Annotated in this window: 22 protein-coding genes; 12 read left to right on the top strand and 10 right to left on the bottom strand. The window is 31.9% G+C overall.

Features of this window, described 5'->3' with window-relative positions:
* The first annotated feature begins 15 nt into the window (after positions 1-15).
* Positions 16-906 (top strand): radical SAM protein, encoded by an 891-nt coding sequence (locus tag GXM21_RS09985; protein WP_008539910.1) that lies wholly within the window; start codon positions 16-18, stop codon positions 904-906.
* A gap of 25 nt (positions 907-931) precedes the next feature.
* Positions 932-1,411 carry a pyridoxamine 5'-phosphate oxidase family protein gene (locus GXM21_RS09990; RefSeq protein ID WP_008539909.1) on the top strand — a complete coding sequence of 160 codons (480 nt, stop codon included), beginning with the start codon at positions 932-934 and terminating at the stop codon, positions 1,409-1,411.
* Between the two features lie 80 nt (positions 1,412-1,491).
* Here the strand turns inward: GXM21_RS09990 and trxA are convergent, their stop codons facing one another.
* Entirely contained in the window at positions 1,492-1,803 is a 312-nt protein-coding gene (trxA, locus tag GXM21_RS09995; RefSeq protein ID WP_008539906.1) for a thioredoxin, read from the bottom strand.
* 454 nt (positions 1,804-2,257) lie between these two features.
* On the opposite strand from trxA, the gene GXM21_RS10000 reads away from it, so the two are divergent.
* Positions 2,258-3,859, top strand: a complete 1,602-nt coding sequence (locus tag GXM21_RS10000) for a xylulokinase (protein ID WP_008539904.1) — start codon at positions 2,258-2,260, stop codon at positions 3,857-3,859.
* 196 nt (positions 3,860-4,055) lie between these two features.
* Entirely contained in the window at positions 4,056-5,252 is a 1,197-nt protein-coding gene (locus GXM21_RS10005) for a dicarboxylate/amino acid:cation symporter (RefSeq protein ID WP_008539902.1), read from the top strand.
* Positions 5,253-5,316: 64 nt separating this feature from the next.
* Here the strand turns inward: GXM21_RS10005 and GXM21_RS10010 are convergent, their stop codons facing one another.
* Positions 5,317-5,904 carry a DUF6630 family protein gene (locus GXM21_RS10010; protein WP_008539901.1) on the bottom strand — a complete coding sequence of 196 codons (588 nt, stop codon included), beginning with the start codon at positions 5,902-5,904 and terminating at the stop codon, positions 5,317-5,319.
* A 199-nt stretch (positions 5,905-6,103) separates the two neighbouring features.
* Here GXM21_RS10010 and GXM21_RS10015 point away from each other — a divergent pair, with 199 nt between their 5' ends.
* Positions 6,104-6,886, top strand: coding sequence for a deoxyribonuclease IV (locus GXM21_RS10015; RefSeq protein WP_008539899.1), 783 nt, complete (start codon positions 6,104-6,106; stop codon positions 6,884-6,886).
* A 71-nt stretch (positions 6,887-6,957) separates the two neighbouring features.
* Here GXM21_RS10015 and thiD read toward each other — a convergent pair whose 3' ends face one another.
* The 7 genes from thiD to GXM21_RS10050 all read right to left on the bottom strand — a co-directional run bounded on the left by thiD (position 6,958) and on the right by GXM21_RS10050 (position 13,043).
* The gene (thiD, locus tag GXM21_RS10020; RefSeq protein WP_008539897.1) at positions 6,958-7,761 is read right to left on the bottom strand and encodes a bifunctional hydroxymethylpyrimidine kinase/phosphomethylpyrimidine kinase; all 804 of its coding nucleotides are present in this window, start codon (positions 7,759-7,761) and stop codon (positions 6,958-6,960) included.
* A 110-nt stretch (positions 7,762-7,871) separates the two neighbouring features.
* On the bottom strand, positions 7,872-8,702 hold the full coding sequence (locus GXM21_RS10025; protein ID WP_008539895.1) for an Asp23/Gls24 family envelope stress response protein: 831 nt from the start codon (positions 8,700-8,702) through the stop codon (positions 7,872-7,874).
* Positions 8,703-8,967: 265 nt separating this feature from the next.
* Complete coding sequence (locus GXM21_RS10030) at positions 8,968-9,228, bottom strand: stage V sporulation protein S (protein WP_008539893.1); 261 nt, start codon at positions 9,226-9,228, stop codon at positions 8,968-8,970.
* Between the two features lie 92 nt (positions 9,229-9,320).
* Positions 9,321-10,097, bottom strand: a complete 777-nt coding sequence (locus tag GXM21_RS10035; protein WP_008539891.1) for a TIGR00282 family metallophosphoesterase — start codon at positions 10,095-10,097, stop codon at positions 9,321-9,323.
* Between the two features lie 41 nt (positions 10,098-10,138).
* A complete protein-coding gene (locus tag GXM21_RS10040; protein WP_008539889.1) occupies positions 10,139-10,663 on the bottom strand; it encodes a hypothetical protein in 525 nt (174 codons plus the stop codon).
* Positions 10,664-10,823: 160 nt separating this feature from the next.
* Entirely contained in the window at positions 10,824-12,296 is a 1,473-nt protein-coding gene (gene rny, locus GXM21_RS10045) for a ribonuclease Y (protein ID WP_227411321.1), read from the bottom strand.
* Between the two features lie 306 nt (positions 12,297-12,602).
* Entirely contained in the window at positions 12,603-13,043 is a 441-nt protein-coding gene (locus tag GXM21_RS10050; protein ID WP_008539887.1) for a hypothetical protein, read from the bottom strand.
* A 199-nt stretch (positions 13,044-13,242) separates the two neighbouring features.
* On the opposite strand from GXM21_RS10050, the gene GXM21_RS10055 reads away from it, so the two are divergent.
* From GXM21_RS10055 to GXM21_RS10085, 7 genes are all read left to right on the top strand, one after another.
* A complete protein-coding gene (locus GXM21_RS10055; protein WP_008539886.1) occupies positions 13,243-15,465 on the top strand; it encodes a RelA/SpoT family protein in 2,223 nt (740 codons plus the stop codon).
* A 29-nt stretch (positions 15,466-15,494) separates the two neighbouring features.
* Positions 15,495-16,121 carry an MBL fold metallo-hydrolase gene (locus GXM21_RS10060; protein ID WP_008539885.1) on the top strand — a complete coding sequence of 209 codons (627 nt, stop codon included), beginning with the start codon at positions 15,495-15,497 and terminating at the stop codon, positions 16,119-16,121.
* Between the two features lie 6 nt (positions 16,122-16,127).
* Positions 16,128-16,493, top strand: a complete 366-nt coding sequence (locus GXM21_RS10065; protein ID WP_008539884.1) for a hypothetical protein — start codon at positions 16,128-16,130, stop codon at positions 16,491-16,493.
* Between the two features lie 2 nt (positions 16,494-16,495).
* Positions 16,496-16,960 carry a methylated-DNA--[protein]-cysteine S-methyltransferase gene (locus tag GXM21_RS10070; protein ID WP_008539883.1) on the top strand — a complete coding sequence of 155 codons (465 nt, stop codon included), beginning with the start codon at positions 16,496-16,498 and terminating at the stop codon, positions 16,958-16,960.
* Positions 16,961-16,992: 32 nt separating this feature from the next.
* On the top strand, positions 16,993-17,649 hold the full coding sequence (locus GXM21_RS10075) for an HAD family hydrolase (RefSeq protein ID WP_008539882.1): 657 nt from the start codon (positions 16,993-16,995) through the stop codon (positions 17,647-17,649).
* A 30-nt stretch (positions 17,650-17,679) separates the two neighbouring features.
* A complete protein-coding gene (rlmD, locus tag GXM21_RS10080) occupies positions 17,680-19,053 on the top strand; it encodes a 23S rRNA (uracil(1939)-C(5))-methyltransferase RlmD (RefSeq protein WP_008539881.1) in 1,374 nt (457 codons plus the stop codon).
* A 558-nt stretch (positions 19,054-19,611) separates the two neighbouring features.
* Complete coding sequence (locus GXM21_RS10085) at positions 19,612-20,733, top strand: MBL fold metallo-hydrolase (RefSeq protein ID WP_008539878.1); 1,122 nt, start codon at positions 19,612-19,614, stop codon at positions 20,731-20,733.
* A gap of 76 nt (positions 20,734-20,809) precedes the next feature.
* Here the strand turns inward: GXM21_RS10085 and GXM21_RS10090 are convergent, their stop codons facing one another.
* Positions 20,810-21,454, bottom strand: a complete 645-nt coding sequence (locus GXM21_RS10090) for a CBS and ACT domain-containing protein (protein WP_008539877.1) — start codon at positions 21,452-21,454, stop codon at positions 20,810-20,812.
* Positions 21,455-21,484 lie beyond the last annotated feature (30 nt).

The following is a 21,484-nucleotide window of genomic DNA, read 5'->3' on the forward strand; positions in this document are numbered from 1 at the left end:
TAAAAGGTGTTTTTTATGGATATGCAAAATTGTACACTTTGCCCTCGTTTATGCCATGTTGACCGCACTAAAAATTATGGTGTCTGTCATGCTAGTGATAAAGTGGAAATTGCTCTCGTATCCTTACATCAATGGGAAGAACCGTGCCTATCCGGAACAAATGGAGCAGGCACGGTTTTTTTCTCTCATTGTAATATGAGATGTATCTTCTGCCAAAATCACGAAATTAGCACTGAAGGTAAAGGATTTCCTGTAACTATTGAGCGTTTAGCTCAAATTTTTTTAGAACAACAAGCTCGTAATGCCCACTGTTTAGAATTAGTAACACCTACTCATTACGTTTTACAAATAATTGAAGCTCTAAAATTAGCCAAAAAACAAGGTCTATCTATTCCTGTAGTCTATAATACAAGTGGCTATGAACGAGTTGAAATCTTAGAAATGCTCAAAGACTATATTGATGTATTTTTACCCGATTTTAAATACTACTCACCAGATACAGCCAAAGAATTTTCCCATGCTCCCGATTATCCTCAAGTAGTCAAAGAAGCTATTGATAAAATGTTTGCACTTGTAGGTAAACCACAATTTAAAGATAATATCATGCAAAAAGGCGTCATCATTCGCCATTTAATCTTGCCATGGTATTATAAAGAAAGTATGGAAATCGTAAAATATATCTGGGAAAAATATCATGATGATGTTTATCTTAGCCTTATGAACCAATATACACCTATGTATAAAGCACTTACTCACCCTAAATTAAAACGCAAATTGACGACTTTTGAATACGATAAAGTTGTAGATTATGCACTTGATTTAGGCTTTAAAAATTGCTATATCCAACAAGGCAAAACAGCTACGACTAAATTTGTACCTCATTTTGATGGCACTAATGTATATTAATTTATTATCTTAAAGGAGATTTGTTATGCGTAGATTTAAACAAGCTTTACCTTCATCAGAAAATATAGCTATTCTAAAACAAAAAACTCATGGTATTTTAGCACTTTGCGATAAAAAATCTTTTCCTTATACCGTTCCTTTAAACTATGTATATCTCAATGACAAAATCTATTTTCACTGTGCCAATATAGGTCGCAAATTAGATATTATCCATCAAAACAATAAAGCTTCTTTTTGCATCATAAATCAAGATACTGTCATTCCGGAAAAATTCACTACCGCTTATTCTAGTGTCATAGTTTTTGGCACTATTAAAGAAATCACAACTGAAAATGATAAACAAATAATCCTAGAAGAATTTATCCGTAAATTTTCTGCTGATTATTTTACAGAAGGACTAGAAGAAATAAAAACCTACATCAAACGCACTTGCATTTTAGAATTAAGCATTGAAGAAATAACAGGAAAAGAAGGACTTGAATTACAAAAACTAAGACATAAATAAAAAACAAAAGCTGTAGTTTAAAAACTACAGCTTTTATCTTGTACAGGATTATAAAAAGGGGTTTTGGTATTTTGAGGTTTTTATTTTAAATAAGCATCTATTAAAGATTTAAATTTATCTTTAGAGAAGAAGCCAGATTCACGATGAATAATTTCGCCATCTTTTACGAATAATAAAGTAGGTACTACCATTACTTCATATTCTTCAGCAAGTTTTACATTTTCATCAATATCTATTTTTAAAATATCAAAATCATATTCTGGAGCTACTTTTTCAAGTACAGCACCCAACATTTTACAAGGGCCACACCATGTAGCGAAGAAATCTACTACAAAAGTCCCTTTATTTTCTAATAATTTATTAAAAGCATTTGCATCTGCATGTACTAACATTATTTTTGCCTCCAAACTGAATAATTCTATAAGTTATCTCACTTGATGGTTTTATTATAAATGATTTTCAATCATAGTTCAGTGACTTCATCACAAAAGCTAACAAATAATTATTATTTTTTACAAATATTTTATCATAATAATTTATAATACTAATTTTCTTCTAAAACTATCAAAATAATATATTATCATACAACTTATAAGATAAAATAAACATGTACATATAGTGAAAATCTTCTTTGAGTAAAAAAATTATTTATTAAAATTCAACAAAATCCCTTTTATTTCTTAGAATATTGATATATAATAGATTTTGTTATGAAAGTCGTTATAAATTATTAAAAAAATTGAAATAATTTATAATATACTATATAATATAGATAAATCAAATATTTATCATACAACTTTACAAAAATCTTAATAAATATTAATATATGTGCGGAGGTTCTATAATATGCAAACAAATGAAATGATTAAATCTAATATTGAACAGGGTTTAACTACTCTTGGTATTGAATTCGGTTCCACTCGTATTAAAGCAGTATTAATTAATACTGACCATGAACCAATTGCTGTTGGTGCTTATGACTGGGAAAATAGCCTTATTGATGGCATTTGGACTTATAGCGAAGAAGAAATCTGGGCTGGTCTTCAAGGTTGCTACAAAAATTTAGTTGAAGAAGTAAAAGCAAAATATGGCGTTACTATCACTAAATTAGCTGGTCTTGGTTTCAGTGCAATGATGCATGGTTATCTTGCTTTTGACGAAAAAGATACTTTACTTGTACCATTCCGCACTTGGAGAAACAATATCACAGGTCAAGCTTCTCAGAAATTAATTAAATTATTCAATTACAATGTTCCTCAAAGATTTAGCATTGCTCATCTTTATCAAGCAATTTTAAACAATGAAGAACATGTAGATAAAATCAAATTCTTCACTACATTGGCTGGTTTTGTTCATTGGAAATTATCTGGTGAAAAAGTACTCGGTATCGGTGATGCTTCTGGTATGTTCCCAATCGATATCAACACTAAAGATTACAATGAAAAAATGCTTGCTGATTTCGATGCACATATCGCTGATAAAAATTATCCATGGTCTATCCGTGAAATTCTACCAAAAGTTTTAGTTGCTGGTGAAAATGCAGGTTATTTAACTGCTGAAGGTGCAAAACTTCTCGACCCAACAGGAACACTCCAAGCTGGTACTCCTATGTGCCCACCAGAAGGTGATGCTGGTACTGGTATGGTAGCTACAAATACAGTTACAAAACGTACAGGTAATGTATCTGCTGGTACTTCTGTATTCGCTATGATTGTTCTTGAACGTGATTTATCCAAAGTTTATGAAGAACTTGATATGGTTACTACTCCTGCTGGTGATTTAGTAGCTATGGCTCATTCCAATAACTGTACAACAGATTTAAATAGCTGGATTAGCCTCTTCCATGAATGCCTCACTAGCTTTGGTGTAAAAGTAGATGCTAACGAATTATTCTCCACATTATATAATAAAGCTTTAGAAGGCGATGCTGACTGCGGTGGCTTACTTGCTTATTGCTATCATTCTGGTGAACATATCACAGGCTTTACTGAAGGTCGTCCATTATTTGTTCGTAAATCCGACAGCAAATTCAATTTAGCAAACTTCATTCGCGTACATCTTTCTACAGCTCTTGGCGCTATGAAAACTGGTTTAGATATTTTAACAAAAGAAGAAAATGTTACTATCGAACAAATTTTAGGTCATGGTGGCTTATTTAAAACTAAAGGCGTAGGTCAAACAATCATGGCTAATGCTATCGGCGCTCCTGTAACAGTTATGGAAACAGCAGGCGAAGGCGGTGCATGGGGTATTGCACTCTTAGCTGATTATATGAATAATAAAGGAAACTTATCTCTTGATGAATATTTAAGCACTAAAGTATTCAAAAATAGCGTTGCCGAAACTATTGCTCCAACAAAAGAAGGTATCGAAGGTTTTGAAACATTCATGACTAGATATCGCAACGGTCTTGCTATTGAACAATCTGCTATTGATAATTTAAAATAAAAAATCTCTTCTAAAAAGACAAGTCATTTGGCTTGTCTTTTTATTTTGTACTTTAATGTATTTTTTATTCATTAGCTAAAAATATTGTAAAGCAAAAAAATATTTTATATAATATACAAGTATTTTTTCTAAGAGCCTTTTTTATTTATCATTCATATTTCTTAGAAAATAAATTTTACATAAAGGAGTTTTGGATATGAACTTATCTGTAAAAATTTTCATCTCTTTAATCTTATCCGTAATTGTTGGTCTTATCCTTGGCGAAGAAAATTTACCATGGCTCAAAGCTTATCTTGCGCCATTTGGTACAATGTTCATCAATCTAATCAAAATGATTATTGTACCTGTAGTATTAGCATCTTTAGTTTGTGGTGTTGCTAGTCTAGGTGATACAAAAAAACTTGGTCGCATTGGTATCAAAGTTATTTTGTTATATTTAGTAACAACTGCTGTTGCTCTTATCATTGCCCTTGGTTTAGCTTCTGTTTTACAACCTGGTTTAGGTATGGATTTAGTAGCTGAAAAAGCTCCTGATATTAAAGAAGCTCCTGGTTTTATGGACGTTTTAGTTGGTATGATACCATCTAATCCTATCATGACTATGGCAAAAGCTGATATGCTTCCTCTCATTGTGTTTGCATTAGCTATTGGTATTGGTATCACTGCTGTAGGCAAAAAAGGTCAGCCACTTCTCACATTCTTTGATTCTTTAGCAGAAGTAAGTTATAAATTAATCTCCATGATTATGAACCTTGCACCTTATGGTGTATTTGCTCTTTTAGTACCAGTAGTTGCTGCTAATGGTCCCAAAGTTTTATTACCACTTTTATCCGTTATCGTTACTGTTTATATCGGTTGTATCATTCATGCACTTGTTGTATACTCTTCCATCGTTTCTACACTTGGCAAAATGAGTCCTTTGAAATTCTTTAAAGGTATGACAGAAACAATGCTCTTAGGTTTCACAACTTGTAGCTCCGCTGCTGCACTTCCTGTAAATATGAAAAACTGTACAGAAAATCTTGGTGCTAATAAATCCATTGCTAGCTTCGTACTTCCTTTAGGTGCAACTATCAATATGGACGGAACAGCTATTTATCAAGGTGTTTGTGCTATCTTTATCGCTAATGTTTACGGTATCGATTTAACAGCAGGTCAAATGCTTATGATCGTCTTAACTGGTACACTTGCTTCTGTAGGTACTGCTGGTGTTCCTGGTGCTGGTGTTATCATGCTTGCACTCGTATTACAGACTGTAGGTCTTCCTATGGAAGGTCTTGCACTCGTTGCTGGTATTGACCGTGTATTAGATATGATCCGTACTTGTCTTAATATTACAGGTGATGCTGCTGTAACTATCGCAGTAAGCCAAACAGAACGAAGTAATAATTAAATCTACTAAAAAATAAAGACACTAGAAATAATCTAGTGTCTTTTATTATGCCCTAAAATTCATTTTAATATACTGTAGATATTACTTTTCCTAGACTATCAGCCAAATCTTCTAAGTCTTCAAGATTTTCTTCTGATGCTAAAAATAAAGTGAAAATATCTGGACTTAAATCTATCATACCAATGCAAATATCTTCATCAAACCATTTACTATCAAGATATTTACACCAATTTATGATATTTTCATCATCAATAAAGTCCATTTCTTCATTATAATAATCGTACTCATCATCTTCATTATAGTCATATTTATCTATTTCATAATCTTCTTCTTCAAACTTACTATCCAAAGCTAGATTATATTCTTTAAAAGTTCGCAAACTCTTCAGGCTCCAACCAAAATCAGTAATACTACAATCTTCTTGTATTTGCATTACATAATTATTTCTGACTAAAATATTCACTGTAACTAGCCATTGCAAATCTTCTACAGAATCATATTTTATACTGATATTGCGCTCTTCAAACTCTTCTAAATGCTCTTGTGCATATGCTTCTATATTATCGATACTCTCTTCTATTTCCGCTAATACATCATCGTCATTACCGCTTATAATTCGCGCTATCTCTAATAAAGTTTTTGCCTTTTCCATTTGTATCCCTCTTTTTCTATTTAATTACTAATTTATTAATTCACTATATAAATAAAAAAATCCTGTTAATTTAAAAAACATTTTAGCTATGATATAATATATATTAACTAATATTTATTTTTAATTAATTTAAATTATAGGAGTGATTTTTATTTTATATATAGGTAACCATTTATCTTCTTCAAAAGGTTTTTTGCAAATGGGTAAAGAAGCTTTAAGTTTAAATGCTAATACATTTTCTTTTTTTACTAGAAATCCTCGTGGTAGCAAAGCCAAAGATATAGACGATAATGATGTCCAACAATTTTTAGCTTTAGCCAAACAATATAAATTCCATAAATTAGTAGCTCATGCACCTTATACATTAAATCCATGTTCCAATCGTGAAGAAGTACGCGAATTTGCTCGCCAAACAATTGCTGATGATTTACTTCGCATGGAAAAATTGCCTCATAATTATTATAATTTCCACCCAGGAAATCATTTAGGGCAAGGCATAGATTTTGCCATCAAAGCTATCAGTGATTGCTTAAATGAAGTGATGTGGCCTGAACAGCAGACTACTGTCTTATTAGAAACTATGGCAGGAAAAGGCACTGAAGTTGGCAAAACTTTTGCTGAACTTCAAGCAATTATTGAGCGTATCAATTTACAAGATAAAATAGGTGTATGCCTTGATACTTGTCATATTTGGGACGGCGGTTATGATATTGTAAATAATTTAAATAATGTCCTAGCTGATTTTGATAAAATAATCGGTCTTGATAAATTAAAAGCTATACATTTAAATGACAGTAAAAATGACTTAAACACTCATAAAGACCGCCATGAAAAAATTGGTCAAGGTAAAATAGGTCTTGATACTATCATAAAAATTATAAACCACCCACAATTGAAACATTTGCCATTTATTTTAGAAACACCAAATGACCATGATGGATATGCTCAAGAAATAGCTTTATTGCGCGCTAATTTCAATTAAATATAAATAAAAAAAGTATCTTTTTCTAGCTGAAATATAAGTCAGAAAAAGATACTTTTTATTTTACTTATTTATCTTGTTTGCCAATGAGCTAATGCTCCTGTAAATTCATTCAATTTAAATGAGTTTGCTACAGCTTTATCAATGAAATTTTGAGCATTTTCAAAAGCTTGATGGATATCTAAACCTTTAGCAAGTCCTGCTGTTATTGCTGCGGAGAAAGTGCAACCAGCACCACTATTATAGATATTTTTCATCTTAGCTTTTTTCTGGATAGTAAATTCTTTACCATCAAATAAAACATCTACCATATAATCGCCATCTACACGACTACCAGATTTTATAATGACATTTTTCGCACCGAGTTTATTGATTTTTACACAAGCTTCTTTAATGTCTTCTACAGTTTCCACTTTTTCCATACCTGCAAGATAAGCAGATTCTACTGTATTTGGTGTTATTACATCAGCTTTTTTTACCAATAAAGATTTTATTGCTTCGGCTGCTTCTGGTACCATGATAGCGTCGATACCTTTACAAACCATTACAGGGTCGATTACTACATTTTTAAAATTATATTTATCTATGGATTTCGCTACTAATTCTACAAGAGCAGCTGAACCTAACATACCTGTTTTCATGGCATTAATGCCAATACCTTCACCAACAGTTGCAATCTGACGTTCAATAGTAGGCAAATCTATAGGAAAGATATCATGAGCCCAATCTTTTGGATTTTGTGCCACAATTACAGTTAGTGCCACCATTCCATAAACGCCCATCTCTTCAAAAGTCTTTAAATCGGCTTCCATGCCAGCTCCACCAGAAGTATCAGAACCTGCTATAGTCAATGCTTTATAATTCTCTAATGCCATATTATCACCTTTATCTAATAGAATAAAAAATTTATTTAAAATTATAGATATCTATTAGTTAAAAGTCAATTAAAATACGAAAAAAGTCAATATTGTATCGATACAATATTTTATTTAAATTTCAATCCTTTGACTACAATATCCACATCATGCACAAACATACCTGTCATATATTCTACGACTTCTTTTATCTTTTTTTGTATGCCTTGTATCATTGTTGGAATATGACTTCCATAATTTAAAACTACTTCAAAAGAAACTTTTATACCTTTATCTTCACCTTTTTCCCAAACATGGTCAACATGTATATGTGAAGCTTTAAAATCAAAATCTTTATCCTTAGCAATATGCTTAATAATGGATAAAATTGCAGCATCATCTATGATAAGTCTTCCATAATAACTAAAAATTGGTCGTACTATGGATTTTTCACCTAAACGACGGCGTTTTGTACTTGATTTTTTAAAAAATGATTGTATTGGGTCTATCAAATAACCTGAAAAATGTGGTTTTAACTCAATAGTTGGTACAGGAATGATATGTTTACCTTCACGATTGCGATAAAATTGAGCTTTTGCCATTTCTGCTTTTGTAGCAATATCTGCTATATTGATAATTTTACTAATTGGTGGCAAATTCAAAGCTTTGTCAATGCGATGCACCATATTTTCAGAAGTGCCTAAAATCAAAATTCTATTTGGCTGTTCTTTTTCTATAGCATTTCTCACTTCTTCGGCATGTCCAGGCACTACAAAAACAGCTCGTCTTATCGCCATGATTTTACTTGCTTCTCTTTTAGCAGAATGACCTGCTATGATTTTATTGTCTTTTATCAAAATCCCATCATCTATAATGGCATCAGCTTTATTTTGTCTTGCTACCATTAATGCTCTATGGGATTTTCCTGTTCCACTTGGTCCTACTAACGCAATAACATCCATATCTTATGCTCCTTTTTATCAATATTAAGCTACTTAATTAACATATTTTTAGAATTTTTCGTTTTTTATCAACAATATATTTTAAAAATACAGTTATTATTTCATATTATATATAATTATAATGGTTATTATCCTTAAACGCAAAGTATGTCTAAAGCTCAATAAATAAATTACTAAACCTTAGACATACCCTGTCTTAAAATTCAACTTAACCTAAAAAGTAATTAGCGAATATGAATAATTTAGTCTATGTACTCATACGACCTTATCTTGATTCAATGATCAATTTTATTGCAGTTCTTTCTTCGCCATCGATTTCTATATCAGCAAAAGCTGGTACACAAACTAAATCAATGCCACTAGGTGCCACAAAGCCACGTGCTATAGCTACTGCTTTTACTGCTTGATTTAATGCTCCTGCACCTACTGCTTGTAATTCTGCTGTTCCTTTTTCTCTTAATACTCCTGCTAAAGCTCCTGCTACAGAATTTGGATTGGATTTTGTTGATACTCTTAATACTTCCATAATGTACACCCCTTAACGATTAGGAATTATTATATAAGTTCGCCAAACAAGTTCCAAAATTCTTTTTTTATAACTGTATACTTGTATATTCTTTATTCTTCGTTAAATAGTATTCTTTCAAAGGATTTTACGCTATTATCTTCTGCTAATTCTAAAACAACAGCAGAAAAAATATTTGGACCTTCTGCCATTTCAAAACGCACTGGTCTACATGTGATGAATTTATCTATTGCATTATTTACATTTATACCAAGGCTTGAATTATAAGGACCTACCATACCTAAATCACTGATATAAGCTGTTCCTTTAGGTAAAATTCTATTATCAGCTGTCTGCACATGAGTATGAGTTCCAACGACACAAGTTACTTTACCATCAAGATAAAATCCCATAGCTATTTTTTCTGATGTAGCTTCTGCATGTATATCTACTAATATAATATCGCATTGATTTTTAATTTCTTTTAAAATTTCGTCGACCTTTTGGAATGGACAGTCCATTGGTGGCATAAATGTTCTACCAGATACATTGATTACACCAATATTTTTAGCTTTAAATGGATAGATACAATATCCTTTGCCAGGTGCGCCTTCTGGATAATTGGCAGGTCTTATCAAAAATGGTTCATCATCTATAAAAGATACAATTTCTTTTTGATCCCAAATATGATTACCTGAAGTTACTATATCTGCTCCAGCTCGATAAATTTCATCTAAAGTTTTGCGACTGATACCTCTACCACCTGCAATATTTTCGCCGTTAACTACAACTACATCTATATTATGTTCTTTTTTCAATTCTGGAACATATTTTCTAAATGCTTCTCTACCTGGTCTACCACATACATCACCAACAATTAAAAATTTCAAAATAAATTCTCCTCTTATTTTATTCTTCACAAAATCTATAATTATTTATTAAATACAATGACTCTACCAGCTTCGCGAATACCTATCATTTTTTCTACTACTGGATTAATTTTCAAACTTGCAAACATCGTATCTATTAAATCCATTTGCGCTAACATTGTACTATCTATCATAGGAATTTTATCAGTATCCATGATGAGTAATTCGCCAAATTCTTCATTAATTAACGTATTTATTAAACGAAGTTCTCCATGAGAAAAAGTTTTCATATCTCTTTTTATCGTTATAAAAGTAGCTTTTTCTTCTATATTTATTTTTACTTCATCACATTCCACTTGCGTTTTTTCTAAATAATGATAGGACTTTAAACATTCTTCTAATAAAGTTCGTGTTTTTTCTATTTCTTCATCAGTCAATATCTTTTGGATAATATAATTTATATATATTTTTTCATCTGGTTCTATAGATATCTTGCTAATCTCTGGATAATAAATTAATACTGATGTCAATAAATTAACACAATCCATATTAGGTTTTTTCTCATCTTTAGTTTTAGTAATTTGCATTATTGTAACCTCACTGCAAAATCAAATAATATTAATCACAAACTCATTTTATATCTATTTATTCAATTTATCCAAAAAGAGATTTAATGCAAAAAAAGTAGTTATCAATATTAATAACTACTTTCTTGCTTTTACTTTATGTCAAAAGAAATTATTATCTTTATTTTGCATAATCAACTACACGAGTTTCTCTAATTACAGTTACTTTTATCTGTCCTGGATATTCAAGTTCAGCTTCAATTTTCTTAGTGATATCATGAGCCAAAGCAACAGTTGAGATATCATCCATTTTTTCTGGTTTAACCATAATGCGAATTTCTCGACCTGCTTGAATAGCAAATGAACGGTCAACACCTTCAAAGGATTCTGCTATTTCTTCAAGACGTTTTAAACGTTTCAAATAAGATTCTAAACTTTCACGTCTAGCACCTGGACGTGCGGCTGATACAGCATCAGCTGCTGCAACGAGTACAGCTTCCACAGTTTTTGCTTCTTCATCACCATGATGAGCAGCTATAGCATTTACAACATCAGCAGATTCACGATATTTTTTCGCTAAATCTGCACCGATAGTAACATGTGGACCTTCAACTTCATGGTCAATAGCTTTACCTATATCATGTAATAAACCACCACGTTTAGCAAGATTTACATCAACACCTAATTCAGCAGCCATTACACCTGCTAAATGAGATACTTCTACAGAGTGATTTAATACATTTTGACCATAACTTGTACGATATTTTAATCTACCTAATAATTTTACAATTTCTGGATGTAATCCATGTACACCAGTTTCAAAGCAAGCTTGTTCTCCTGCTTCTTTAATGCGTTGGTCTACTTCTTTACGAGCTTTTTCTACCATCTCTTCAATGCGAGCTGGGTGAATACGCCCATCTGTAATGAGTTTTTCCAAAGCAATACGTGCTATTTCACGACGAACAGGATCAAAACCAGATAAAATTACAGCTTCTGGTGTATCATCAATAATTAAATCAATGCCTGTCATTGTTTCTAAAGCACGAATATTTCTACCTTCACGACCAATGATGCGACCTTTCATCTCATCATTTGGCAATGCTACTACAGAAACAGTAGTTTCTGCTACATGGTCAGCAGCACATCTTTGAATAGCCAAAGAAATGATATTTCTAGCACGTTTTTCTGCTTCTTCTTTTGCTTGCTGTTCATATTCTTTAATCATTACAGCTTTATCGTGTTTGATTTCGATTTCAGCATCTGCAAGTAACATACTGCGTGCATCTTCTGTAGTAAGTCCAGAAATACGTTCTAATTCTTCTAACTGTTTTGCATGAAGTGCTTCTATTTTTGCTTGAGATTTATCAATCTCAGCTTCTTTACGATTTAAAACTTCTTCTTTTTTCTCTAAAGAATCAATTTTTCTATCTAAATTTTCTTCTTTTTGTACCAAACGACGTTCTTGACGGGAAAGTTCATTTCTACGGTCTTTTGTATCGCGGTCTAACTCTTGACGCATTCTATGTATTTCTTCTTTTGCTTCAAGAGTTGCTTCTTTTTTCTTAGTTTCAATCTGTTTTTCGGCTTCTGTAACAATTCTTCTTGCTTCAGCTTCAGCAGAGCCAATTTGTGATTCTGCACTGCGTTTTCTCATCCAATAGCCCGCACCTAAGCCTACAACTAGTGCAAGTATTATCGCTAATAATAATTCAACGATAATCTCCACCCCCCTTTACTTTAAATTTTTCTAAATATTCTTTACAAATTCATATAGCTGACGTAACCATATAGAAGTATTGTAAAGGTTTTTAGAAACAGTGTCAAGATTACTTACCTATTAATGACACATTAACATTCCTAAAAGAAAGCCATCACTATATCTTTAGTAATGGCTTTCTTTTCACTTTATTTTATTTGCTTTTTTACTGTATCTTTACTGTATCAAATTAGAGTTTTATCATCAATTCCATAATAATTTCATCCAATTTGGATATTCCTTTTCTAAATGAACTGTAATTGCATTTAATAAATCCATTACTAATTCACCATCTAAATCATCATTTTTATTAGGAATATACATATCTAAATATAAAGCATTATCTGCACCTAGATAATATTTTACTGCTTTATAATTTATATTCATCTCATTTACACAACGAATGAATTCATCTTTATTTTTCATATATTCAATGTCTGGTATTACCTGCACGCGTAAAATAACATAAATACTTTCATCCATTACAATTACAGCAGGCAATTTTTGACCAAATACTTTTACATATGTATGAAAAGTAACTCGTGCATTTTCTTCTTCATTATTATTTATACTTTCTTCTACTTTGAAATTTGTAATATTATTTTCTGCTATATAAGCTTTAAATTTTTCTGCTTTTAAATTCATTTTGCACCATTCCTTCATTAAAATATATTTTTATCATCAATATAAAAATAAAAACGCATCTCTGATAAATTATAAAACATATATTATCTTGATTATGTTATATATATATATTATCATTATTTTATAATTTTATATATTCCTTTTTAGTCTTTCGATAAATTTTATGATTATGTTTTTCATAATCTCTGGAGTGATTAAGATGAAAACTGATAATATGGATATTACAATTGATGATATTATCAATACCGTAAAAAGTTACAATCCACAAGCTAATTTTGATTTAATTACTAAAGCTTATAATCTTGCTTATGAGGCACATGCTGACCAAAAACGTATTTCAGGTGAAATGTATATCACACACCCATTACATGTTGCTATGATTTTAACTGATTTACATATCGACGAGGTTACTATTGCTGCTGCCTTATTGCATGACGTTGTGGAAGATACAATCTATACCATTGAACAAATGAAAGAACTCTTTGGCGAAGAAGTTGCTATGCTCATTGACGGCGTAACTAAACTCAGCAAAATGAAATATAAATCCAAAGAGGATCAACAGCTTGAAACATACCGCAAAATGTTTTTAGCTATGGCTAAAGATATTCGTGTAATCATGATAAAATTAGCTGACCGCTTGCATAATATGCGTACCTTAAAATATATGCGTGAAGAAAAACAAAAACGCATTGCTAAAGAAACGCTAGAAGTTTATGCACCACTTGCTAATCGCCTTGGTATTTCCAATATCAAATGGGAACTTGAAGATTTATGTTTGCGTTATCTTGAACCTGAAACTTATTATGATTTAGTCGATAAAGTAAACCAAAAACGTGAAGAACGCCAAGGTTTTATCAATGACGCTGTAGCAAAAATACAGCAAGAATTTGATAAAATTCATTTAAAAGGTGAAATCAAAGGTAGAGCAAAACATTTCTACAGTATCTACCGCAAAATGAAAAAAAGCAATAAAGATATCTCTGATATTTTCGATTTACTCGCTGTGCGTGTATTAGTGCAGACTATCCCTGATTGCTACACTGTACTTGGTATTATTCACGCTATGTGGAAACCGCTACCAGGTAGATTTAAAGATTATATCGCTGTACCAAAAACTAACGGCTATCAATCTTTGCATACTACTGTAATCACAGATAATGGCCTTCCACTTGAAATTCAAATTCGTACTTTTGCCATGCATGCTATTTCCGAATATGGTATTGCTGCTCACTGGAAATATAAAGAAGCTGGCAATAAAAGCATAGGAGCTAATAGCGAATACGATAAAAAACTTTCATGGCTCCGCCAAATGATTACACTTCAAGATGAATTTTCCGACCCACGCGAATATTTTGAAGCACTCAAAATTGATATTTTCTCCGATGAAGTATTCGTATATACTCCTCGCGGTGATGTTATCAATTTACCAAAAGGCTCAAACCCTATAGACTTTGCTTATCACATTCATACAGATATCGGCAATCACTGTGTAGGTGCTAAAGTAAATGGCAAAATTGTTCCACTTGAATATACTTTACAAAACGGTGATATCGTTTCTGTAATTACCAATAAACAAAATAATGGGCCAAGTCCAGATTGGTTAAATATTGTAGCATCTTCACAGACAAGAACAAAAATCCGCCAATGGTTCAAAAAACAACGTCGTGAAGAAAATATCTCCCGCGGTCTTGAATTATTAGAAAATGAAGCTAAACATTTAGGCTACAATTTTAAAGATTTAGCCAAAAATGATAGACTTTTACAAGTAGCTCAAAAATTAAATATCCAAAATACTGATGATATGTTTGCTTCTATCGGTTTTGGTGGTATCACTGTAAATAGCATTATGAGTAAACTCATTGCTTTTTATAAAAAAGACCTACAAGAAATCACCCCTCCGGATATTTCACAAATGCTTGAAAAAATCAAGCCTAAAACATCTAAGAAAAAAGCAAGTCATGGTATTTTAGTCGAAGGTGAAGATGGTTTCCTTGTGCATTTAGCAAAATGTTGTAATCCTATCCCAGGCGACCAAATAATCGGTTATATAACTCGTGGTCGCGGTGTATCTGTTCATCGTGCCGATTGTCCAAATGTATTGCGTGAAGGCAATGATATGATGCGCGTCATTGATGTAAATTGGGATATCAGCACAGACCAATCTTATCCTGTAACTATCGAAGTTGGTTGTTACGATAGACAAGGTATCTTAACTGAAATTATTGCTAGAATTTCTGATGCGAAAATAAATATTGAAAATATTTCTTCTCGCAGTATCCCTAGCAATAAAACTGCTGTAATGACTATTACTTTCCATACAAAAAATTTAGCTCGTGCAGAACAATTAATGAATACTCTCCGCCGTCTTAAAGATGTTTACAGCGTTCGTCGTAATTTGAGTAGTTCTGCTAAAGAAAAATAAACTAATAAAAATTACAAAGGAGCATTATCATGAAAATAAAAGCCTTAGTAGTTGGCCCAATCATGGAAAATTGCTATATTTTATATGATGAACAAACTTTAGAAGGCATAATCGTCGACCCAGGCGATGAAGCTATAAGTATTTTAAATGTAGTCGATAATTTAAAACTTCATATTAAATATATTGTAAATACACATGGTCATGCTGACCATATTGGCGCTAATAAAGAATTAGGTTTAGCTCTAAAAGCAAAATTGGCTATTCATACTGATGATGCTTGTATGCTCACTGACCCACATCTCAATCTTTCTGAAAATGGCTATATGGGTAGACCTATAATTTCTCAACCTGCCGATATAATCTTACATGAAGGCGACATTATTTCTTTTGGCAATTGCAATCTAAAAGTAATTCATACTCCAGGGCATACACCTGGTGGAATTTGCCTTGTTGGTGAAGGCGTTGTTATGAGTGGCGACTCTTTATTTGCTGGCTCTATTGGTAGAACTGATTTTCCTACTGGCTCTATGACTGATTTAATTTCCAATTTAAAAGCAAAAATCTTGACTTTAGATGAAAATTTAACTGTTTTTCCTGGTCATGGTGGAGCAACTACTATTGCCTATGAAAAACAAATCAATCCTTATTTAGGTTAAATGAAAATGATAAATGATTTTTCACCTGAAATATTAGATTTAAATACTATTGATGAAGCACGCCATGCTATGCAAGATATCCACTGCACTGATGCTGGCATAAAAATAATGCAAGATAAAGCTCTTTTCAAAGTGATAAAACTTTATGATGTAAATAGTAAAGCTGCCAATATTTTAAAACAAACATTTTTAAGTAAAGGTGGCGAAGTTGCTATCTCTCGTCATTGTGCTGATTTGAGCAAAGAAACTAGTGATGTCATCATCATGGCGACTATACATCAATACAAAAGAGCCATACCTGTATTGAAAATGCAACCTTGGAAATTAAAACAAATCGCTGAAATTTTAACCACTATGATAAAAGAGGTCTAACTATGCTTTACACTTGTAAATATCAATTTGAAAATATCTCTTTATATCTAGTAGCGACAGAAACTCATTTAATTAATATTCAATTTACGCAACCACAAAAAGCTCTGTTACAAACAACAGAGCTTTTATCTATGGCTACTATTCAATTAGATGAATACTTCCAAGGAAAACGTACTACATTTTCTTTACCATTTAAATTAACAGGTACGCCATTTCAACTTGCAGTATGGAAAGAACTTCAAAATATTCCCTATGGACAAACTACTAGTTATAAAGAAATCGCTCAAAAAATCAATAAGCCTAAAGCATATCGAGCTGTAGGCATGGCTAATAATAAAAATCCACTGCCTATTATTATTCCCTGTCATCGCGTTATTGGCTCTAATGGAAAATTAATCGGTTATGCAGGTGGATTAAAATTAAAAAATTATCTCTTAGAATTAGAAAAATCACATACTAATTTTTAATATAAAACTACAAATATAAGAAGGTTGATTTTATGAACTACAAAGGCGTTATATTTGACCTTGACGGCACTCTTGTCAATTCTTTAACAGATTTAGCAAATAGTGTAAACACTGTACTTACTGAATATAATTTACCTACTCATGATATCGAAAGTTATAAATATCGTGTAGGTAACGGCATAAAAAAATTAATGGAGCGTTCCCTACCTCAAGATAAACAATATCTTTTAGATGAAGCTTTAGCTAAATTCAAGCAAGTATACGCTAAACATAATTTAGACCACACAGCTCCTTATGAAGATATCTTAACTTTATTAAAAAAATTACAACAACAAAATATAAAACTCGGTATTTGTACAAATAAACATGATGAAGCTGCCAAAAATATCGTAAAATTATTATTTGGTGAAGGTATTTTCAGCGAAATAATCGGCGATAAAGCTGGATTAAAACGCAAACCAGACCCAGGCAAAGTCTTGATGATTACCCAAAATTGGCAATTAAAACCTCAAGAAATAGCTTATCTTGGGGACTCTGATGTAGATATGCAGACTGCCAAAAATGCCGATATGTTAGCTGTTGGTGTATTATGGGGCTTTAGACCTGCTGATGAATTAAAACAAAATGGCGCAGATATTTTAATTGCTAAACCACTTGATTTATTAACTCAAGTATCATTTGCTAAATAATTATTTATTATAGAAAGGATTTTTTAATTAATGAAAAGTAAAATTCCTGTTCAAGTAGGACAGAAATATGAAATAAAAATCACAGGAATGGGGCAAAGCGGTGAAGGCGTTGGACGTTTTGAAAATTTCACTGTATTTATTCCTTATGCACTTCCTGGAGAAACTGTAGAAGCTAAAATCACACTTGTGAAAAAAAATTATGCTACAGGCGAAATAGTATCTATTCTTGAAAAAACTTCAGACAGAATAAAACCAATCTGTAAAGTATATGATGACTGTGGTGCTTGCCAGCTTCAACATTATTCTTATGAAGCTCAACTCAATGCTAAAAAGCAAAAAGTAATCGATATGATGGAACATATCGCCATCAAAAAAGATATCATCATTCACCCTACTATGCCATCTGTTCACGAATGGCACTATCGCAATAAAATGCAATTTCCAATCGGCAGAAGTAAAAAAGAAGGTATTATCGTTGGTTGTTATGCCCATAGCAGTCATAATATCATCAATACTGAAAACTGCCATATTCAAAAACATACAAATAATGTAATCGCCAATGCTGTACGCGAAATGGCTACAAAGTTTAAATTAAGTGTCTATGATGAAAAAACTCATTATGGTCTTTTACGCCATGTTGTAGGTCGCACTAATCGCGATGAAACTGAATGTATGGTCGTACTCGTTACTGCTCAACCAAAAATACCTCGCGTGCGTGAAATCGTGAATTTCCTACGCTCTAAAATCCCAAATTTGACAAGTGTCATACAAAATATCAATACTGGTAGAAATAATATCATCATGGGCAAAGAATGCAAAATTCTTTGGGGTGCTTCCCATATCACAGACAGATTAGGCAGTCTAAAATTCAAAATATCCGCACTTTCTTTCTTCCAAGTAAATACAGAACAAGCAGAAAAATTATATGAATGTGCTTTAAAATATGCTAATTTAACAGGTAAAGAAACTGTAATTGACGGCTATTGTGGCACAGGTACTATCTCTTTATTTTTAGCTCAAAAAGCAAAAAAAGTTTACGGTATGGAAATCGTACCTGAAGCAATCCGCGATGCTATCGCCAATGCTCGTGATAATAATATAAGAAATGCTGAATTTTTGACAGGCGATGCTGCTAAATTAATGCCTCAACTCTATCGCAAAGGACTTCGTCCAGATGTAATCGTAACTGACCCACCAAGAGCAGGCTGTGCACCAGAAGTTTTAAAAACTTTCGCTGCCATGAGACCAAAACGCATTGTCTACGTATCTTGTAATCCTGCTTCACTTGCTCGCGATATCGGTATCTTAGACGAATTAGGCTATAAAGCTACAGAAATCCAACCTGTAGACATGTTCCCACAAACAGGTCATGTAGAATCTGTATGCTTACTAATAAAAAAATAATCACTTTAACTTACTTTTCTTTGATGGGCAAAGAAAAGTAACAAAAGAATACCCACCGCAGATAAAATTTTAGTTTTGAAAATAATTATCGCTTCATACAACGCTTAGAAACTCGCTTCGCTCAAACATTCAGACTAAAACCGTATTCAGCGATAATTATTTTCAATAACCTTTGGTTACCACTAAAATTTTATAATACGGAAAATATAAGTTACAAATTATTACATAGCAAATAATAATGTTATACTTAAATAACTTAAAATTACAACCAATTATAATAAATGCAAATTTTCCCCGCATTAGCAGACTTTTACGGTAGCTGAAAGCTATTGGCAAAGATAAAATTAGGGCTACGGTTTTAGTCCTACTGTTTGAGCGAAGCGAGTTTAGAGCGTTGTAGACATAGTTTTATCTTTGCCAAAGTAAAATCAATATTGCGGGGCTTTTTCTTTTTGGTTCATTTTTCTTTTATATAAAAGAAAAACGAATAAAATGTTGACTTTAAGTTTACTCCAATATGTATAATTAAATTAATTATTATATATTGGAGTAATTTTTATGTCTATTTCTCGTCGCAATTTCTTTAAATTAGCTGGTATTACTACAGCTTTATTAGCTATGGGTGGTATTGGTTTTATCAATCAGCCTAAGATTGGTCGTTCACCTAAGGGTGATAAATTAGCTAAGATTTTAAAATCTCCTCATTATGTAAATGGGGAATTTCAAAATCTTGAGTCTACATCTGTTTTAGTCAATAAAGATAATTATTATAATGGTATCAAAGAAATTCTATTTCCTACTAAGGGTGTAACTGTACCTAAGGAAAATATTCCTACGCAAAAAACAGATTTAAACGCTTTAAATCCTAAAGAAAATTTACTTGTTTGGTTTGGTCATTCTAGTTTTTATTTACAAATTGATGGTATCAAGATATTAGTTGATCCTGTATTCAGTGATTATGCCTCTCCTTTATTTTTCATCAATAAAGCCTTTGCTGGTACAAATATATATACAGCTAATGATATGCCTGATATTGATGTTCTAATCATCTCTCATGACCATTGGGACCATTTAGATTATGCTACTATTATGAGCCTAAAGCATAAAATCAAGCATATTGTTTGCCCTCTAGGTGTTAGTAGTCATTTTTATCATTGGGGATTTAATCCTGATATAATTCATGATGAAGATTGGTATCGTGAAATAAAACTTAGTGATAATTTAAAAATTCATATTTTACCTTCTCGCCATTTTTCAGGAAGATTTTTAGATAATAATAAAACTCTTTGGGCTTCTTTTGCCATCATTACACCTACCAAAAAAATTTTTTATAGTGGTGATGGAGGATATAGCCCTCAATTCCAAGAAATTGGTGATTATTTCCAAGGCTTTGATTTAGCTATCATGGAAAATGGTCAATATAATACATCTTGGGCACAAATTCACATGATGCCAGAAGAAGTAGCTCAAGCTACTATGGATTTACAAGCTAAAATACTTTTACCTGTACATTGTGGAAAATTTGCTCTAAGCCCACACCATTGGCAAGATCCTTTTGAACGTATTTATACAGCTAGTCAAAATAAATCATATAAATTGCTCACTCCACTATTAGGGGAAACTGTATTTCTTGACCAAAACAATCAAAAATTCAACAAATGGTGGACTACTATTTCCTAATATCTTGAATAATAATCTTTAAACAAAAAATGCACTACTAAATATAAATTTAGCAGTGCATTTTTATTTTTATAAATCAGCCAATTTTTACTGTATGAATAACTTTATAACCTTTAGCTTCTAATTTTGCTTTGATATCATCAATATTAGTAATATCGCCACGAATAACGATTTCGTATTTATTATCTTCTTTTTTGCAAGTTATCAAGCTATCAATGCTAACACCTGCTTGTCCAAAGATTTCTGCGATATCTTTAACTACACCAATTTTATCTGTAACTTCCAAAGTAATACGAGTTTTTCCATCAGCTAAGCCCATTACATCTACAAATGTTTTGAAAATATCTGTTTCTGTGATAACGCCTACTACAGCACCCATATTACTTACAACTGGCATACCACCAATTTTATTTTTATACATAATAAGTGCGGCTTCTTCAATAGTTGCACCTACATTTACAGAAACAACATCTTTTTTCATGATATCTCGAACGCAAATTTTTGCAAGTAACGAATTTATCTCATATCTTGATAAGGTTGTTGCAGGCGATGGTGCTACACGCATTAAATCACTATCGCTTAAAAATCCTACTAATTTTCCATCATCTACAACAGGTAAGCGACGAAAATTATGTTTTTTCATTAAATGAGCTACTTCATCAACTTTAGTATCAGCTGTTACTGTCATAGGATTTTTCGTCATTCTATTAATAACAAACATTTTTTTCACCTCATATAAATTTATTTTATT

This window comes from Megamonas funiformis, assembly GCF_010669225.1.
Classification (GTDB): domain Bacteria; phylum Bacillota; class Negativicutes; order Selenomonadales; family Selenomonadaceae; genus Megamonas; species Megamonas funiformis.

Coding starts and splice junctions, on each gene's coding strand:
- GXM21_RS10040 (WP_008539889.1), bottom strand. CDS start 10,663: ATGCAAATTACTAAAACTAAAGATGAGAAAAAACCTAATATGGATTGT.
- GXM21_RS10030 (WP_008539893.1), bottom strand. CDS start 9,228: ATGGAAGTATTAAGAGTATCAACAAAATCCAATCCAAATTCTGTAGCA.
- trxA (WP_008539906.1), bottom strand. CDS start 1,803: ATGTTAGTACATGCAGATGCAAATGCTTTTAATAAATTATTAGAAAAT.
- GXM21_RS10010 (WP_008539901.1), bottom strand. CDS start 5,904: ATGGAAAAGGCAAAAACTTTATTAGAGATAGCGCGAATTATAAGCGGT.
- rny (WP_227411321.1), bottom strand. CDS start 12,296: ATGAGAAAACGCAGTGCAGAATCACAAATTGGCTCTGCTGAAGCTGAA.
- GXM21_RS10025 (WP_008539895.1), bottom strand. CDS start 8,702: ATGGATGTTATTGCGTTAGTAGGACCAAGTGGAACAGGAAAATCCCAT.
- rlmD (WP_008539881.1), top strand. CDS start 17,680: ATGAAAAGTAAAATTCCTGTTCAAGTAGGACAGAAATATGAAATAAAA.
- GXM21_RS10015 (WP_008539899.1), top strand. CDS start 6,104: ATGGGTAAAGAAGCTTTAAGTTTAAATGCTAATACATTTTCTTTTTTT.
- GXM21_RS10055 (WP_008539886.1), top strand. CDS start 13,243: ATGAAAACTGATAATATGGATATTACAATTGATGATATTATCAATACC.
- GXM21_RS10090 (WP_008539877.1), bottom strand. CDS start 21,454: ATGTTTGTTATTAATAGAATGACGAAAAATCCTATGACAGTAACAGCT.
- thiD (WP_008539897.1), bottom strand. CDS start 7,761: ATGGCATTAGAGAATTATAAAGCATTGACTATAGCAGGTTCTGATACT.
- GXM21_RS10000 (WP_008539904.1), top strand. CDS start 2,258: ATGCAAACAAATGAAATGATTAAATCTAATATTGAACAGGGTTTAACT.
- GXM21_RS10060 (WP_008539885.1), top strand. CDS start 15,495: ATGAAAATAAAAGCCTTAGTAGTTGGCCCAATCATGGAAAATTGCTAT.
- GXM21_RS09990 (WP_008539909.1), top strand. CDS start 932: ATGCGTAGATTTAAACAAGCTTTACCTTCATCAGAAAATATAGCTATT.
- GXM21_RS10085 (WP_008539878.1), top strand. CDS start 19,612: ATGTCTATTTCTCGTCGCAATTTCTTTAAATTAGCTGGTATTACTACA.
- GXM21_RS10005 (WP_008539902.1), top strand. CDS start 4,056: ATGAACTTATCTGTAAAAATTTTCATCTCTTTAATCTTATCCGTAATT.
- GXM21_RS10075 (WP_008539882.1), top strand. CDS start 16,993: ATGAACTACAAAGGCGTTATATTTGACCTTGACGGCACTCTTGTCAAT.
- GXM21_RS09985 (WP_008539910.1), top strand. CDS start 16: ATGGATATGCAAAATTGTACACTTTGCCCTCGTTTATGCCATGTTGAC.
- GXM21_RS10065 (WP_008539884.1), top strand. CDS start 16,128: ATGATAAATGATTTTTCACCTGAAATATTAGATTTAAATACTATTGAT.
- GXM21_RS10070 (WP_008539883.1), top strand. CDS start 16,496: ATGCTTTACACTTGTAAATATCAATTTGAAAATATCTCTTTATATCTA.
- GXM21_RS10050 (WP_008539887.1), bottom strand. CDS start 13,043: ATGAATTTAAAAGCAGAAAAATTTAAAGCTTATATAGCAGAAAATAAT.